A 15,339-nucleotide genomic window follows, 5' to 3' on the forward strand; every position below is an offset into this window, starting at 1 on the left:
AGGATGAGATCGTGCGATCGGACAGCCACGACAACGAGGAGACCCGGATACGACGGGGCAGGCGTGGCGGTGATCGAAGTACCAGGGGCGAATTGCTCGAGGCGGCCCGAGCCGCGTTCATCGAGAACGGCTACGAGGGTGCCACAGTGCGGGGCATCGCGAGCCGGGCGGGCGTGGATCCCGCGATGGTGCGGCACTGGTTCGGCGGCAAGGAGGGACTGTTCACCGCGGCGGTGGCCATACCGATCGAGCCGGGAAAGGCGCTGCCGCTGCTGCTGGACGGCCCCGACGAGCGACTGGCGGAACGGATGCTGGGGATGTTCCTGTCGGTTTGGGACGAAGCGGGAGGCGGCGAGTTCACCGCGCTGATACGCAGCCTGTCCGTGCGGGACAGCGCGGTGCGCATGTTGCGGGAGTTCCTCAGCACCGCGCTGTTCGGCAGGCTGCTGCGTGAGCTGGGCTCCGACGAACCCGAGCTGCGTGCCACGCTGTGCGGATCACAGGTGGTCGGCCTGGGCATGATGCGCTACGTGGTGCGCATGGAACCACTGGCCAGCGCCGACCACGAGACCGTGGTGGCTACCATCGCCCCCAGCCTGCAGCGTTACCTGACCGGATCGCTGCGACCGGACCGTTCGCGGACCCCGTGACGGAGTCACCCAGGACGGGTACCGGTAACCGACCAGCCACATCGGTCCTGTTATGCGTGCTCACTCGGCGGCGGTCCCTACCTCTGGGCTCAACAGCACGTCGGACTCGAAACAGTCGGGAGCACCCGTGTGGCAGGCGGCGCCGTGCTGTTCCACGAGCAGCAGCACGGTGTCGCCGTCGCAGTCGAGCCGGACCTCGCGCACGTGCTGCGTGTGGCCGGACGACTCGCCCTTGACCCAGTGCCTGGCGCGACTGCGCGAATAGTAGGTGGCGCGCCTGTCGCGCAGTGTGAGCCGCAGCGCCTCGTCATCCATCCAGGCCATCATCAGCACCCGACCGGTGTCGTGCTGCTGGGCCACGGCGGCGATCAACCCGTCCCCGTTGCGCTTGAGTCTCGCGGCGATCGCCGGGTCGAGGGCCTCTCCCTGACTTGCCGATGAGGTCATCGGACCGTGATCCCCTCCGCTCGCATGGCGTTCTTGACTTGCTCGATGGTCAGTTCACCGAAGTGGAAAACACTGGCGGCCAACACGGCATCCGCTCCGGCGTGCACGGCAGGCGCGAAGTGCCCCACCTCTCCCGCACCACCACTCGCGATGAGCGGAACCCGGACGGCGGCACGCACGGCACGGATCATCTCCAGGTCGAACCCCGCCTTGGTGCCGTCCGCGTCCATGGAGTTGAGCAGTACCTCACCGACACCGAGTCGTTCGGCTCTGGCCGCCCACTCCACCGCGCAGATCCCGGTTCCCCTGCGACCGCCGTGCGTGGTGACCTCGAACCCGGAGGCGGTTTCCGTGCCGTCGGACGGAACCCTCCTGGCGTCGACGGACAGCACCACGCACTGTGCGCCGAACCGGCGCGACGCCGTGCGGAGAAGTTCCGGATCGGCGATCGCCGCGGTGTTGAGGCTGACCTTGTCCGCCCCGGCGCGAAGCAGCCGGTCCACGTCCTCGGGCCCGCGCACCCCGCCTCCCACCGTCAGCGGAATGAAAACCTGGTCGGCCGTGCCACGAACCACGTCGTAGGTGGTTTCCCGGTCGGCGGAGGAGGCCGTGACGTCGAGGAAGGTCAGCTCGTCGGCCCACTCGCCGTCGTAGCGACGGGCCAACTCCACCGGATCCCCCGCATCGACCAGCCCGGTGAAATTGACTCCCTTGACCACTCGCCCCTGGTCGACGTCCAGACAGGGGATCACGCGCACAGCGACCGCCATACCACCAGCATAAGTGTCCGTCGGTGGAGCGGTTCGCCGGCTTCGGTGATCGGGTACGGGCGGGTTCGGAGACCGAACGACGTGGTGATCTCGCGCGAAATCACCACGACCGTGGTCGATGCCGCCGCTGCCCGTGCTCATCCCCTGACGGCTTCGAGTGCCTCGGGGAGGGTGAAGTTGCCCGCGTACAACGCCTTGCCCACGATCGAGCCCTCGAGCCCGAACGGCTCCAGCCCGGCGAGCGCGACCAGGTCATCCACAGTGGAGACACCGCCGGAGGCCACCACCGGCGCGGACGTGTGCTCGCAGACGGCCCGGAGCAACGACAGGTTCGGGCCGCCCAGCGTGCCGTCCTTGCTGACATCGGTGACCACGTAGCGACAGCAGCCGGCGGCGTCCAACCTGTCGAGCACCTCCCACAGGTCCCCGCCGTCGCGTGTCCAACCGCGCGCTGCCAACCGGTGGCCCCGCTCACCGATCCGCACGTCCAGACCGACCGCGACGCGCTGACCGTGCTCGGCGACCACTCTCGCGGTCCACTCCGGATCCTCCAGCGCGGCCGTACCGAGGTTCACCCTGGCGCAACCGGTGTCCAGCGCGGCGCGCAACGAATCGTCGTCCCGGATACCACCGGAGAGCTCGACGTCGACGTCCAGTTTCGCGACCACGTCGGCGAGCAGTTCCCGGTTCGAGCCACGTCCGAAGGCGGCGTCCAGATCCACGAGGTGAACCCACTCCGCCCCCGCCCGCTGCCACGCCAACGCGGCTTGCAACGGATCCCCGTAGGAGGTCTCGGTGCCCGCGGCACCCTGCACCAGACGTACGGCCTGCCCATCGGCAACGTCAACAGCGGGAAGCAACGTGAAAGTCACGTCCCAAGCCTACGACGAGCCGGCCACGACCACGCCGCCGGCCGTGACGGTGGTCGCGGCGGCCGAACCGGTCGCGCTCAGCGCCGCCCTCGCGAACGGCCACCCGAATACAGCGCGGCCCCGACCGGAACGGCGAGCACCAGCAGAGACACGGAGATCACCAACCAGCCGGACACTCCTGCCGCCAGCAGAGACGTGGCGGCGAACCCGACGACCATGCCGAAGCACAGCACGAAGGCCACCACTCTGGCTGCACCACCGGGACGCATCAGCCCGTGCCGACGTGCGCTCACAGCGTTTCCAACCAGTTACGCAGCAGGGCGTTTCCCGCGGCACCGGACTTCTCGGGATGGAACTGGGTCGCCATCAGGGCACCGTCCTCCACCGCGGCCAGGAACGGCTCGCCGTGTTCGGCCCACACCGATCTCCGCCGGCTGCTCGGCTCTCCGGTGTGCTCCTCCCAGCCACGGGCGGCGAAGGAGTGGACGAAGTAGAACCTGGTGTCGGGGTCCATTCCGGCGAACAGCACGCTGTCGGAGGGTGCGGTCACCGTGTTCCACCCCATGTGGGGCAGCACCTCCGCCCGCAACGGTTCCACGGCACCCGGCCACCGGCCGACTCCCTCGGCGGACACGCCGTGCTCGACCCCTCGTTGGAACAGGATCTGCATCCCGACGCAGATACCGAGCACTGGCCGATTCTCGGCCAGTCGCCGATCGACGAGTTCGTCACCACCCACCTCGAGCAGCCCGCGCATGCAGGCGGAGAAGGCACCGACGCCGGGAACGACGAGACCGTCGGCTTCCATCGCCGTACGATGATCGTCACTCACCTCGACTCGCGCACCCGCGTGTTCCAGGGCACGCTCGGCCGAACGAAGATTGCCGGATCCGTAGTCCAGTACGACGACTCGTGGCACGTGACCAGCCTACCCGCTCCCGGAACAGCCGCGTGCCAGGACGGCGCGTCCACCGCCGGGGCCACACCCTACGCACCCGATCGAATTCGCGTAGTCGACCACGCCCACTGCCGTACTCGTTATGCTGGCGGAGTGTCGAAACCCGCCGCCAAGCTGACCATCGGTGAACTCGCCGAACGCAGTGGAATAGCGACCACGGCACTTCGGTTCTACGAAGACCGCGGGCTGATCAGGTCGACGCGCACGAGCGGCAACCAACGACGTTACGAGCGAAGCGTGCTGCGACGACTGGCGTTCATCCGCGCCGCCCAGCGCGTGGGATTGAGCCTGGAGGACATCGCGGACGCGCTGCGGACCCTGCCGGACGATCACGCTCCGAGCAGAGCGGACTGGGCGAAGCTGTCGGAGCGCTGGCGCGACGAGCTCGATGCCCGCATCGACGGGCTGCAACGGCTGCGGGACCGGCTCACCGGTTGCATCGGCTGCGGCTGTCTGTCGTTGAACACCTGCTCGCTGCACAACCCCGACGACTGGATGGCTGCCAGCGGCCCCGCCGCGCCACGGCTTCGGCCGAAATCCGACGGCGGGCTCTGAACGGTTCACGGAACCGCTCCGCCCGTGTCGTCGAGGTCGGCACGGTGCAGCAGTTCGGGGCGTCCGACACCGCCGGGGTGCGCTGCTCGGGCGTGGGATCCGAGAGGTCCGTGCTCTCACCGGGATTCGTCCTGCTGTTGAGCGCGGTGATCCGATCACGGCACACAGCGGCCGTCCGGACGCTCGCGGCGTGGTCCCGCCACGTCGCGAGACCGGCCTCACCACGACATCCAGAGCACTCCGCCCACCAGCGCCAGCACCGCACCCGCCGCGAGTATCACGGCGGGAACCCGCGCGGTCTTCCACATCGAGTAGGAACCGCCGGCCAGGAAGCCCGCGACCGCGAGCAGGATGATCGGCAGGAAGTCACGCACAGCGGGGCAAACCTCTCGTGGCGGTGTCGGCGGGCAGTGGTCGGCACTGAAGCGCCGACCACCCGCGGCAGGAGCCTAGCAGTGGTGCTTCACGAGTTCCGCGTACGGAGACCGGGCTGTCTCACACCCTCGTCCCGTCGGGCTCCAATCGAACCACGACGGCCTTTGAGACCGGCGTGTTGGAGTACTCCGCCACCGAGTCCAGCGGAACCAGCGGGTTGGCCTCCGGATAGTAGGCCGCCACGCAGCCACGCGGGGTCGCGTAGCCGACCACCCGGAACGAATCGGCCCTGCGTTCCTCGATGCCGCCGGAACCGTCCGCCCACTCCGAGACGAGATCCACGCTCTGCCCGTCGACGAGGCCGAGTTCGGCGATGTCGACGGGATTGACCAGCACGACGCGTCGCGCGTTCTCCACCCCGCGGTACCGGTCCGAGAGCCCGTAGATCGTGGTGTTGTACTGATCGTGACTGCGCAGGCTCTGCAGCAGCAGCCTGCCCTCCGGGACGTGGATCATGTCCGGAACGTTGTCCGTGAAATTGGCCCTTCCGGTGGCGGTCGGAAACGTCCTGCTGTCACGTGGGGGGTGCGGCAGCACGAATCCGTCGGGTTCACGTACCCGGTTGTTGTAACCGGCGCAACCGGGAACCACGCGGGCGATGCTCTCGCGGACGCGGTCGTAGTCGTTCTCGAACTCCCGCCACGGAACCGGATGGTCCTCGCCGAGCAGCGTCCGTGCCAGTTCGGACACGATGGCCACCTCGGACAGCAGATCGGGCGAGGCGGGCTCCAGCCGTCCCCGGGAACCGTGCACCACCGACATCGAGTCCTCGACGGTGACGAACTGCTCCCCGCCGGCCTGCCGATCGCGTTCGGTTCTACCGAGCGTGGGCAGGATGAGCGCGGTCCGTCCCGGAACCACGTGCGAACGGTTGAGCTTGGTGGAGACCTGCACGGTGAGTTCGCAGGCGCGCAGTGCGGCCTCGGTGGCGGCACTGTCCGGTGTGGCCGCCGCGAAGTTGCCACCGAGCCCGAAGAACGCAGTGCAGCTTCCGTCGTGCATGGCACGCAGCGTCTCCACCGTGTCCCGACCGGGCTCGCGGGGAACCGAGAGCCCGAACTCCTCGTCCAGCGCGGACAGGAAGGATTCCGGCATGCGTTCCCAGATCCCCATGGTGCGATCGCCCTGCACGTTGGAGTGACCCCGCACGGGGCACAGTCCCGCCCCGGGTTTGCCGATCATGCCCCGCAACAGCTGTACGTTGACGATCTCGCGGATGGTGGGGACGGCCTGCCGGTGTTGGGTGAGCCCCATCGCCCAACAGACCACGGTCGAACGCGAGTCGGCGAACATCCGGGCGATACGCTCGATCTGCTGCTGCTCCAGGCCGGTCAGCCGCTCGACCTCCTGCCAGTCGATCTCCCGCCCGCGTGCGGCGAACTCGGTGAAACCGTGCGTGTGTTCCTCGATGAACTCGCGGTCCAGCACCGTGCCGGGTGACTCGTCCTCGAACCGCAGCAGCAGGGCACCGATCGCTTTGAACAGCGCCAGGTCACCGCCGATGCGGATCTGGGCGAACTCGTCGGCGAGCGGGGTGCCGGATCCGGCCACTCCTCGAACGTTCTGGGGGTTGCTGAATCGCATCAATCCGGTTTCCGGCAGCGGATTGATCGCCAGGATCCGGCCACCGTTGTGCTTGGTGCGCTCCAGTGAGCTCAGCATGCGGGGGTGATTGGTTCCCGGATTCTGCCCCATGACCACGACGAGATCGGAGTGTTCGATGTCGGAGAGGGTGACCGAGCCCTTGCCCACACCGATGGTCTCGCTCAGGGCCGTTCCGGAGGACTCGTGACACATGTTCGAGCAGTCGGGCAGGTTGTTGGTGCCGAACGAGCGCGCCAGCAGTTGGTAGCAGAAGGCCGCCTCGTTGCTCGCCCGCCCCGAGGTGTAGAACGAGGTGCGCTCCGGCCCGATCTCGCGGAGCTTGTCCGCTATGACCTCGAACGCCCGCTGCCAGTCGATCGGGCGGTAGTGGGTGTCCCCCTCGCGCCGGATCACCGGCTGGGTCAGGCGCCCCTGTTGCCCCAACCAGTAGTCGGTTCGTTCGGCGAGATCGTCGATCGAGTGGCTGTCGAAGAAGTCGGGGCCGACGGTGCGGGTGGTGGCCTCCTCGGCGACGGCCTTGGCGCCGTTCTCGCAGAATTCCGCCCATTTGCGGGAACTGCCGTCGACCTCCCTCGGTTCGGGCCACGCACAACCGGGGCAGTCGAATCCACTGCGCTGATTCAGCAACGGCAGGGTCCTGGCGGTACGTACCGGCCCCATCTGTCGCAGGCTCCGGGCGAGTGAAACCACCACTCCCCGCACCCCGGCAGCGGATTTCTCGCGGCCGTGCACCTCGAGTTCCGATTCGTCGATGTCCTTCTCGGGGCCACGCCGACTCACGTGATCCACCCCGCCTTTCGCCGAGAACTAACTGGTCGAACAGCTACATCATCGCGCTGTCACGCCGTAAACGCCAGCACGACCCGTGTCGAAACACCCGAAGCGGCGGCGAATACCGATGCCGAGTTACTCCGCTTGCGACAGCCGAGAGTCCCCGGTTCTCCTCGACGTTTTCCCGCGGTGTCGCCGCTCGGCGTGGGTCCTTCCGGTGCTGGAAGTGTCGGAGCCACGTCACCAACGCGACCACCCGCGGGTTCTCCCGCGTCGCGCTCTCGCGAGGAAGGCCCGACGTCGTGTAGGTCGCTACCCGATGTCGGGGCTCCCGGAGTGAGAGCCGGCGGGAGGTTCCGCCAAGCGAGCAACCCGCCAACCCGACCGGAAAACTTCGATCAAGTGAAATGTTCGGTGAGATACTTTTCCCCTTCGTCCGCGAGGAAGGTCACGATCTCCCCGAGCTCCGGCCTGGCACGCCGCAACCGTTTGGCGGCGAGCAGATGCGCCCCGGAGGAAGGCCCCACGAACAAGCCGTATCGTCTTCCGAGTTCGCGGGACTGCTCGATGGCGTCGGCACTGTCCACGGCCATGATCTCGTCCACCTCGTGGCGGTGCCTGTCGAACACTCCCGGCACGAAGCCGTCCGAGATGCCCTCGATCAGATGCTTGTCGATCTCACCGCACGCCAGGGTGCACGACTCGTTGGGCTCCACGGCCACGACCCGACATCCCGGGTTGACAGCGCGGAACGCCTGCCCCACCCCGATGATCGTTCCACCGGTGCCGACACCGCCGACCACCGCGTCGGGCAGGGATCCGGGAGGGAGCTGCCACAGGATCTCCGGACCGAGCCAGCAGCGGTTCTCGTCGACGTTCCACTCGCTGTCGAACTGCTGCGGGGCGAAGTAGCCGGGTTGCGCACCGAGCTCGCGTGCGGTGCGCAGCGCGTCGTTGACGTGGAAGTCGCCGGTGGTACGGACTTCGGCGCCGAAAGCACGTGAGATGGCGGCACGTTCGGTGCTGACGTTGCGCGGCATCACCACCAGCATCGGGTATCCCTTGACGGCGGCCACCATGCTCATGGCGTTGCCGGTGTTACCACTGCTGGCTTCCACGATGGTGTCGCCGGGACGCAGCAGTCCCTCCCGTTCGGCTCGCTCGATCATGTAGGTGGCGATACGCGCCTTGATCGAACCCGACGGGTTGAGGTACTCCAGCTTGACCCGGATTCCCTCGATACGCAGCAACGGAGTATCGCCGACCGCTTCCAGCACGGAACCGACGTCGGCGGGGGACTCTGGAACGGCCGGTGGCCTCGCCCCGGCCAGCGGTGATCCGGTCATGCGCTCTCCCCTGACACCATTGTCAAAGCGGCAACACTACTGTTGCGTAATGCACACTATGTTGCTTAATGAGCGACAATGCGACCGTATTGCGGTGTTGTCAAGGGAGTCGCCCAGCGATTCCACCCGCTCGTGTGATGCCTGGGCATCGGGGCGCCCTGGCGCGACCGGACGAGGACGGCACCTCCCGCTCACGGACCGGTGGGAGGTGCCGCGCGACGACGGACCGGGTAACCCGCGCGGAACCGGTTCACCAACCGGTCACAGCGTCCCCTTGGTGGAGGGAACCGTGGCGGCGAACCGGGGATCCGGCTCGACGGCGGCGCGCAGTGCGCGGGCGATCGCCTTGTACTGCGCCTCGGTGATGTGATGCGGGTCCCTGCCGTGGATCACCCGAGCGTGCAAGTTGATCCCGGCGTGGAAGGCCAACGACTCGAACACGTGCCGGTTGAGCACGAAGGGATAGTTGTCGCCGACGGTGAACGTGTTGTACTGCTCGGGTTCGCCCGTCAGCACGCAGTAGGGCCGTCCGGAGACGTCGACGGCCGCGTGCGCCAGCGTCTCGTCCATCGGTATCCAGGCATCCCCGAACCGGCGGATCCCCGTCTTGTACCCGAGAGCCTGGCGCAGCGCCTGCCCCAGCACGATCGCGGTGTCCTCGACGGTGTGGTGCGCGTCGATGTGGATGTCCCCGCTGGCGCGCACGGTCATGTCGAACGCGGCGTGCGTGCCGAGCGAGTGCAGCATGTGATCGTAGAACGGCACGCTCGTGTCGACCTCGACCCGGCCGCTGCCGTCGAGATCCAGCTCGACCGAGACCGTTGATTCCTTGGTGGTACGTTCCACCCGTCCGGTACGGGATACCGCGTCGTTCACCGGGAGAGCTCCTCACGGACTCGCTCACTGGCCGCGAGGAAGGCGTCGTTGTCCCGCGGCGATCCTATGGTGACCCTGAGGTGGCCACCGATACCCACGTCCCGGATCAGTACCCCGGAGTCGAGGTAACGCTGCCAGGCGCGGTGGGCGTCGTCGAACATGCCGAACAGCACGAAGTTGGCATCGCTGTCGACCGGGGTGAATCCGAGTTCACGCAGCCGTCCGGTCACCCTGGCGCGCTCGTCCACGAGCTGCTTGACCCCGCCGAGCGTGGCGTCGGCGTGCCGCAGCGCCGCCCGCGCGGCCGCCTGGGTGACGCTGGAGAGGTGGTACGGCAACCGCACCAGCAACAACGCGTCGATGACGGCGGGAGAAGCGGCGAGGTAACCGAGCCGTCCGCCCGCGAACGCGAACGCCTTGCTCATGGTCCGGCTGACGACGAGCTTGCTCGGGAACTCCTCCAGCAGCGAGATCGCGCTGTGCCGCTGTGAGAACTCCACGTACGCCTCGTCCACGACGACGAGGCCGGGAGCGGCACGCAGCAGGGCACGCAGGTCCTCGGGATCGATCGACTGCCCGGTGGGGTTGTTCGGGCTCGTCACGAAAACCACGTCCGGCCTGCGTTCGGTCACCGCCCGCGCCGCCTCGGCACCGTCCAGCGTGAAGTCGGAACGACGGGGTTCGGGCAGCCAGTCCGTGCGCGTACCCGCGGCGAGCACGGGATGCATCGAATAGGACGGCTCGAAGCCCAGCGCGGTGCGTCCGGTCCCTCCGAACGCCTGCAGGAGCTGTTGCAGTATCTCGTTGGATCCGTTGGCCGCCCACACGTTGGCGGACGAAACCGGCACGCCGGTGGCACCGGCCAGGTAGGCCGCCAGGTCCTCGCGCAGTGACACCGCGTCGCGGTCGGGATAGCGATTCAGCCCGGCCGCTGTCTCGCCGACCGCGGCGACGAGGTCGTCGACCAGCTGTCCGGGAGGCGGGAACGGATTCTCGTTGGTGTTCAGCAACACCGGAACGTCCAGCTGCGGCGCCCCGTACGGACTGCGGCCGCGCAGGTCCTCCCGCAGGGGCAAATCGGCCAGCGTCGTCTCGCCGCCGATCACGTCGCTCATCGATTCCACCAATTCGTCGTCGTTCGGGAGCGGGGAGTTCGGGCCAGGGCATTCGGGACCAGGGAGCGTCCGAACGCCGTGTCGTCAACCGGGTCGTTCGAACCGTGCTGTCACGGCTTCACCGTGCGCGGGAAGGTCCTCGGCATCGGCCAGCGCGACCACCTGCTCGGTGACCTCGCGCAGGGCTTGCTCGCTGTAGTCGACCACGTGAATGCCGCGCAGGAAGCTCTGCACGCTCAGCCCGGAGGAGTGCCGGGCGCACCCACCCGTGGGCAGCACGTGGTTCGAGCCGGCGCAGTAGTCGCCGAGCGAGACCGGCGCGTAAGGGCCGACGAAGATCGCGCCCGCGTTGCGCACCCCGGCGGCCACCCGGGAGGCATCGGCGGTCTGGATCTCCAGGTGCTCGGCCGCGTAGGCGTCGACGACACGGATCCCGTCGGCGATCGAGGAGGTCAGCACGCAGCCGGACTGCTCCCCGGTCAACGCGGTGCGGATCCGCTCGGTGTGCTTGGTGGCGGGAACGCGTTCCGCCAGCCGTCGGTCGACCGCGTCGGCCAGTTCCTCGGAAGTGGTCACCAGCACGCTGGCGGCCAGCGTGTCGTGTTCGGCCTGACTGATCAGATCGGTGGCGACGTGTACCGGATCGGCCGTTTCGTCGGCCAGCACGGCGATCTCGGTCGGACCCGCCTCGGCATCGATGCCGATGATGTTCCGCAGCTGTCGTTTCGCCGCGGTGACGTAGACGTTGCCCGGTCCGGTGACCATGTCCACCGGAAGCAGCTCTGACCCGTCGGTGTCGGAACCACCATAGGCGAGCAGCCCCACCGCCTGGGCACCACCGACCGCCCACACCTCGTCGACGCCGAGCAACGCGGCGGCGGCGAGGATGGTCGGATGCGGTCTGCCACCGAACTCCGGCTGCGGCGGTGAACACACCACCAGCGACTCCACTCCCGCCGCCTGCGCCGGAACCACGTTCATCACGACGCTGGAGGGATACACCGCCAGCCCACCCGGGGCGTAGAGCCCGACCCTGGAGACCGGCACCCAGCGTTCGGTCACCGTGCCGCCGTCGGCGACCTCGGTGGTGACGTCGGCACGCCGCTGCTCGGCGTGCACCTTCCTGGCTCGACGCACGGATTCCTCGAGCGCGGTGCGGATCGAGGGATCCAGCTCCTCCAGAGCCGCACGCAGCTCCGTGTCGGGGACCCGTACCCGCTCGGGGCGCACGGAGTCGAACCGCTCGGTGTGGTCCAGGGCCGCGGCGGCACCCCGCTCGGCGATGTCGTCGAGCAGCGGCCGCACGGCGGGCAGCGCGTGTTCCACGTCCATACCGGTACGTGGCAGCCGACCGCGTAGCTCACCGACGGACGGTTCCCGACCGCGCAGGTCGATACGGCTGAGCATGGGACTTCCCTCCGTGAAACGTTGCTGCGAACCAGGGTATCCGTACTCCTGCCCGGCTCCGTCGGCAGCTCCACCTCCTCGAGACGACGTCCGGGCGCCTTCCGGACGAGCGGGCCGTACCGCGCCGCCCCTGAGAATCAGGACACCCCTGAGAAATCATTCCGAGGCCGTGTCCCGGCTCGGGTGCTCGCCCCGGGCGGGCAAGCAGGCCGTACCGGCAGGGGATCCTGACACGAAAAACGGTCCCACCCTCATACGTACGCATGTTGTGACGAAGCGTAATCGCGGCGAGCCTCGGTGGGGGCACCGAATCCGTGATCGATCGGAGGAACATGCGCACGCTACGACGACGGACAACCGTGGCACTGTCGGTCACCGCTCTCCTGCTGTCGCTGCCTGCCACCCAGTCGGCATTCGCGCGGGGAGGCGATCACACCGGGGAAGACACCAGCAGGGCTGTCTACCGGATCCCGAACACGGACACCGCTTCCCGCACCGCTGTCAATCGCACCGGCGCGCTGGTGCTTTCGGTAACCGGGGAAACCGCCTTCGTCGAAGCCACCCCGGCGCAGGCCGAGCGGCTGCGCGCCCGGGGACTGAGCCCGCGACGCCTCCCCGCAGCGGCCGACGCCCCCGTTCACCCGGAGGCCTCGCCTGCCGACTTCCCTCCCGAGGACAGCGGCTACCACACCTACTCCGAAACGGTTTCGGAGATCGAGGAGGCGGCGGCCGAGCACCCGGGAATCGTCGACAGCACGAGCGCGGGCCGTTCGGCGCGGGGCAGGGACATCCCGGTGGTCAAGATCAGTGACAACGCCGGGACGGACGAGAACGAGCCGGAAGTGCTGTTCACGTGCAACCAGCACGCCAGGGAACACCTCACGACCGAGATGTGCCTGCACATCCTGCGGCGCTACACCGACAACCACGGCTCCGATCCCGACATCACGAACGCGGTCGACAACCGGGAGATCTGGATCATCCCGATGGTCAACCCGGACGGCTCGACCTACGACGTGTCGGGCAACGGCTACCGGGGCTGGCGCCGCAACCGGGAGAGCGAGCCGGTGGACCTGAACCGCAACTGGGGCTACGAGTGGGGCTGCTGCGGCGGGTCCAGCGGGAACCCGAGTCAACCGACCTACCGTGGTCCGGCGCCCTTCTCCGCACCGGAAACCGCCACGATAAGGGATTTCGTCGAATCACGCGAGGCGGGAGGACGGCAACGGATAACCGCGCACATCGATTTCCACAGCTTCTCGGAACTGGTGCTGTGGCCGTACGGCTACACCACCGCGGACACTGCACCGGGCATGACACGGGAGCAGTACCGCAGGTTCGCCGAGCTGGGCAACGCGATGGCCCGCAGCAACGGGTACACGCCGATGCAGTCGAGTGACCTCTACGTCACCGACGGCAGCATGAACGACTGGATGTGGGCCGAACACGGCATACTCTCGTTCACGTTCGAGATGTATCCGAGCGGCGGGGGAATCGACGGCTTCTACCCGCCGGACGAGGTCATCGAGCGGGAAACCGCTCGCAACGACGAAGCGGTGGCGATGCTGCTGAACGAAGCGGGCGCCTGACCGAACCACGGGTGGGGCGGTGCGTCTCGCACACACCGCCCCATCTCGAGCGGTCAGAGGAGCAGCAGCACCGCGGCCCCCAGCACGATCCCGAGCACCACGACCACTCCGGCCGTGATCAGCAGCCAGCGCAGCTGCGGGTGTTCGTCACGGATCTCGGTTTTGGCTCGTTCACGCCATTGCATGAACGTGGTCTGTTCACTCATCAGTGCTCTCCACAACCAATCGAGCGCCTACGGCCACCACGACACGCGGCGACCGTGCACCGGACAACCACCTCACCCTGCCACACTCCCCCGCCCTACCACCGGATGACGTCGTCACCGGCCCAGGCGCGCAGCAGCGACTCGTCGTGGCTGATGGCCAGCACACCGGTTCCCTCCTCGGCCACCCGTCCGGTCACGACGCGGACGAGCGCGGCCGTGGTGGAGGCGTCCAGCATCCCGGTCATCTCGTCGCAGATCAGGTAACGAGGACGCGGGGCCATCGCACGTGCCAGGCAGGCACGCTGCAGCTGGCCGTCGCTGACCTCGTGCGGCATCCTGCCGAGCAGCTCCGCGTCGAGACCGGTCGTCTCGGCGAGCTCGTCCACGCGGGCTCGGGGTTGCCGCGCACCACGGACGCGCAGTGGCTCCGAGACGATTTCGCGCAGCGTCATACGCGGGTCCACGGCGGGGCGGGGCTGCTGGAAAACGATCCCCACCGAGGTGCGCGACTCCCGGGGAACCGAGTAGCGCGCGCCCCGGATCTCGCGGCCGTCCAGCTCGACAGTGCCCGACCACGGACGCTGCAGCAGTGCCAGCACTCTGGCCAGCGTGGATTTGCCGCAACCGCTCGGTCCGGCGAGACCGCGAACCGCCCCCCTGGGAACGGTCACGTCCACTCCGTCGAGGACGGCACGGCCGCGGGCGTAGCCCGCGACCACTCCCCTGGCGCTCAGCACGGCGGATGCGCCGCGACGGACCTGCGCCCGTGCTCGGCGAGCCGCGGCTCGCCATTGCACGGCGCCACCCCGGGTGTTTCGGGGCAACGCAGGCAGAACACGCAGCCCCACTCGCGTTCGAGCTCGGCCAACTCGGTCAGGGCGGGCGGATGCCCGGGGACGGGCTGAAACCCCCCTTCCGGCAGCGCCGCCAGCAGCCGTTTCGTGTAGGGGTGCCAGGGCTCCCCGAACACCTCGGTCGCGGGCCCGCTCTCCACCACCCGGCTGGCGTACATCACCGCCACGTGGGTGGCCACCCGCGCGGCGGCGTCCAGATCATGGGTGATCAACAACACTCCTCTTTCGCGATCGGCGAGTTCGCCGAGCAGGTCCATGACACGCTCGACCAACGGTCGGTCCAGTCCCGTGGTGGGCTCGTCCGCGATGACAACCGGAGGTTCGGCCACCAGCGCCGAGGCCACCGCGACACGTTGCGCCATGCCCCCGGACAGCTCGTGCGGATAGTGATCGAGCTCGTCCGGATCCAACCCGACCCGTCGGGCCAGCGCTTCCACCTCGGCACGGTCGGCACGGCCGCGCAGCTCACGGAACGCCTCGGACAGTTGGGCACGTGCGGTACGCACCGGAGTGAGGTGGGTCGCGGCGGACTGGGGAACGAGACCGACTCGCCTTCCCCTGACCTCGCGCGCGAGCACGCTCTCGGGCGCCGCGAGCAACTCGACGTCCTCGTCCGTTCCGGAACTCAGCAGGGCACGACCACGCGACCACGCGTTGGCGGGCAGCAGTCCGAGCAGCGCGGAGGCGAGCACGGACTTCCCGCAGCCGGACTCGCCCACCAGCGCCAGTACCTGGCCGGGAAACAGTCGCAGCCTGGCGTCGGTGACGGCGTGCACGGTCTCGGAACCACGGCTCCGCCCCAGTTCGAAACGCACCGACATGTCGTCCAACCAGAGCAGTGGCGACTGCTGCACCGATGATCACTCCATCCGGCTCGGTTCGC

17 protein-coding genes are annotated in these 15,339 nt (G+C 68.3%); 3 read left to right on the forward strand and 14 right to left on the reverse strand.

Annotated elements, in window-relative coordinates:
- Nucleotides 1-11 precede the first annotated feature (11 nt).
- The gene (locus BM394_RS11375) at nucleotides 12-650 is read left to right on the forward strand and encodes a TetR/AcrR family transcriptional regulator (RefSeq protein WP_092977832.1); all 639 of its coding nucleotides are present in this window, start codon (nucleotides 12-14) and stop codon (nucleotides 648-650) included.
- Nucleotides 651-710: 60 nt separating this feature from the next.
- On the opposite strand, the gene hisI is transcribed toward BM394_RS11375, so the two are convergent.
- From hisI to hisH, 5 genes are all read right to left on the reverse strand, one after another.
- Nucleotides 711-1,097 carry a phosphoribosyl-AMP cyclohydrolase gene (hisI, locus tag BM394_RS11380; protein WP_092977537.1) on the reverse strand — a complete coding sequence of 129 codons (387 nt, stop codon included), beginning with the start codon at nucleotides 1,095-1,097 and terminating at the stop codon, nucleotides 711-713.
- Nucleotides 1,094-1,867 (reverse strand): imidazole glycerol phosphate synthase subunit HisF, encoded by a 774-nt coding sequence (gene hisF, locus BM394_RS11385; protein WP_092977539.1) that lies wholly within the window; start codon nucleotides 1,865-1,867, stop codon nucleotides 1,094-1,096. The genes hisI and hisF overlap by 4 nt, the downstream gene beginning before the upstream one ends.
- Before the next feature lie 137 nt (nucleotides 1,868-2,004).
- Nucleotides 2,005-2,739 carry a bifunctional 1-(5-phosphoribosyl)-5-((5-phosphoribosylamino)methylideneamino)imidazole-4-carboxamide isomerase/phosphoribosylanthranilate isomerase PriA gene (gene priA, locus BM394_RS11390; RefSeq protein ID WP_092977541.1) on the reverse strand — a complete coding sequence of 245 codons (735 nt, stop codon included), beginning with the start codon at nucleotides 2,737-2,739 and terminating at the stop codon, nucleotides 2,005-2,007.
- A gap of 77 nt (nucleotides 2,740-2,816) precedes the next feature.
- Nucleotides 2,817-3,032: a hypothetical protein gene (locus BM394_RS11395; RefSeq protein WP_245780115.1), complete on the reverse strand. Its 216-nt coding sequence runs from the start codon at nucleotides 3,030-3,032 to the stop codon at nucleotides 2,817-2,819.
- On the reverse strand, nucleotides 3,029-3,658 hold the full coding sequence (hisH, locus tag BM394_RS11400) for an imidazole glycerol phosphate synthase subunit HisH (RefSeq protein WP_092977543.1): 630 nt from the start codon (nucleotides 3,656-3,658) through the stop codon (nucleotides 3,029-3,031). Before hisH ends, BM394_RS11395 begins: the two co-directional genes overlap by 4 nt.
- Before the next feature lie 132 nt (nucleotides 3,659-3,790).
- Between hisH and soxR the strand changes: the two genes are divergently transcribed.
- Nucleotides 3,791-4,252: a redox-sensitive transcriptional activator SoxR gene (gene soxR, locus BM394_RS11405; protein WP_092977545.1), complete on the forward strand. Its 462-nt coding sequence runs from the start codon at nucleotides 3,791-3,793 to the stop codon at nucleotides 4,250-4,252.
- A 218-nt stretch (nucleotides 4,253-4,470) separates the two neighbouring features.
- Here soxR and BM394_RS22800 read toward each other — a convergent pair whose 3' ends face one another.
- The 6 genes from BM394_RS22800 to hisD all read right to left on the reverse strand — a co-directional run bounded on the left by BM394_RS22800 (nucleotide 4,471) and on the right by hisD (nucleotide 11,807).
- Complete coding sequence (locus tag BM394_RS22800) at nucleotides 4,471-4,626, reverse strand: hypothetical protein (RefSeq protein WP_165400589.1); 156 nt, start codon at nucleotides 4,624-4,626, stop codon at nucleotides 4,471-4,473.
- 121 nt (nucleotides 4,627-4,747) lie between these two features.
- Entirely contained in the window at nucleotides 4,748-7,072 is a 2,325-nt protein-coding gene (locus BM394_RS11410; RefSeq protein WP_092977836.1) for an FdhF/YdeP family oxidoreductase, read from the reverse strand.
- Between the two features lie 389 nt (nucleotides 7,073-7,461).
- Nucleotides 7,462-8,409 carry a PLP-dependent cysteine synthase family protein gene (locus tag BM394_RS11415; protein WP_092977547.1) on the reverse strand — a complete coding sequence of 316 codons (948 nt, stop codon included), beginning with the start codon at nucleotides 8,407-8,409 and terminating at the stop codon, nucleotides 7,462-7,464.
- A 261-nt stretch (nucleotides 8,410-8,670) separates the two neighbouring features.
- Nucleotides 8,671-9,285 carry an imidazoleglycerol-phosphate dehydratase HisB gene (gene hisB, locus BM394_RS11420; protein WP_092977549.1) on the reverse strand — a complete coding sequence of 205 codons (615 nt, stop codon included), beginning with the start codon at nucleotides 9,283-9,285 and terminating at the stop codon, nucleotides 8,671-8,673.
- Nucleotides 9,282-10,400 (reverse strand): histidinol-phosphate transaminase, encoded by a 1,119-nt coding sequence (locus tag BM394_RS11425; protein WP_092977551.1) that lies wholly within the window; start codon nucleotides 10,398-10,400, stop codon nucleotides 9,282-9,284. Before BM394_RS11425 ends, hisB begins: the two co-directional genes overlap by 4 nt.
- Nucleotides 10,401-10,484: 84 nt before the next feature.
- Nucleotides 10,485-11,807 carry a histidinol dehydrogenase gene (gene hisD, locus BM394_RS11430; RefSeq protein WP_092977553.1) on the reverse strand — a complete coding sequence of 441 codons (1,323 nt, stop codon included), beginning with the start codon at nucleotides 11,805-11,807 and terminating at the stop codon, nucleotides 10,485-10,487.
- A 332-nt stretch (nucleotides 11,808-12,139) separates the two neighbouring features.
- On the opposite strand from hisD, the gene BM394_RS11435 reads away from it, so the two are divergent.
- Complete coding sequence (locus tag BM394_RS11435) at nucleotides 12,140-13,396, forward strand: M14 family metallopeptidase (protein WP_092977838.1); 1,257 nt, start codon at nucleotides 12,140-12,142, stop codon at nucleotides 13,394-13,396.
- Between the two features lie 53 nt (nucleotides 13,397-13,449).
- Here BM394_RS11435 and BM394_RS22805 read toward each other — a convergent pair whose 3' ends face one another.
- From BM394_RS22805 to BM394_RS11445, 3 genes are all read right to left on the reverse strand, one after another.
- Nucleotides 13,450-13,602 carry a hypothetical protein gene (locus BM394_RS22805; RefSeq protein ID WP_165400588.1) on the reverse strand — a complete coding sequence of 51 codons (153 nt, stop codon included), beginning with the start codon at nucleotides 13,600-13,602 and terminating at the stop codon, nucleotides 13,450-13,452.
- A 95-nt stretch (nucleotides 13,603-13,697) separates the two neighbouring features.
- Entirely contained in the window at nucleotides 13,698-14,339 is a 642-nt protein-coding gene (locus tag BM394_RS11440; protein ID WP_092924654.1) for an ABC transporter ATP-binding protein, read from the reverse strand.
- Nucleotides 14,333-15,277: an oligopeptide/dipeptide ABC transporter ATP-binding protein gene (locus BM394_RS11445; protein ID WP_092977840.1), complete on the reverse strand. Its 945-nt coding sequence runs from the start codon at nucleotides 15,275-15,277 to the stop codon at nucleotides 14,333-14,335. The genes BM394_RS11440 and BM394_RS11445 overlap by 7 nt, the downstream gene beginning before the upstream one ends.
- Nucleotides 15,278-15,339: the final 62 nt, after the last annotated feature.

Origin of the sequence: Actinopolyspora lacussalsi subsp. righensis (assembly GCF_900116555.1) — a bacterium.
GTDB lineage: Bacteria > Actinomycetota > Actinomycetes > Mycobacteriales > Pseudonocardiaceae > Actinopolyspora > Actinopolyspora lacussalsi.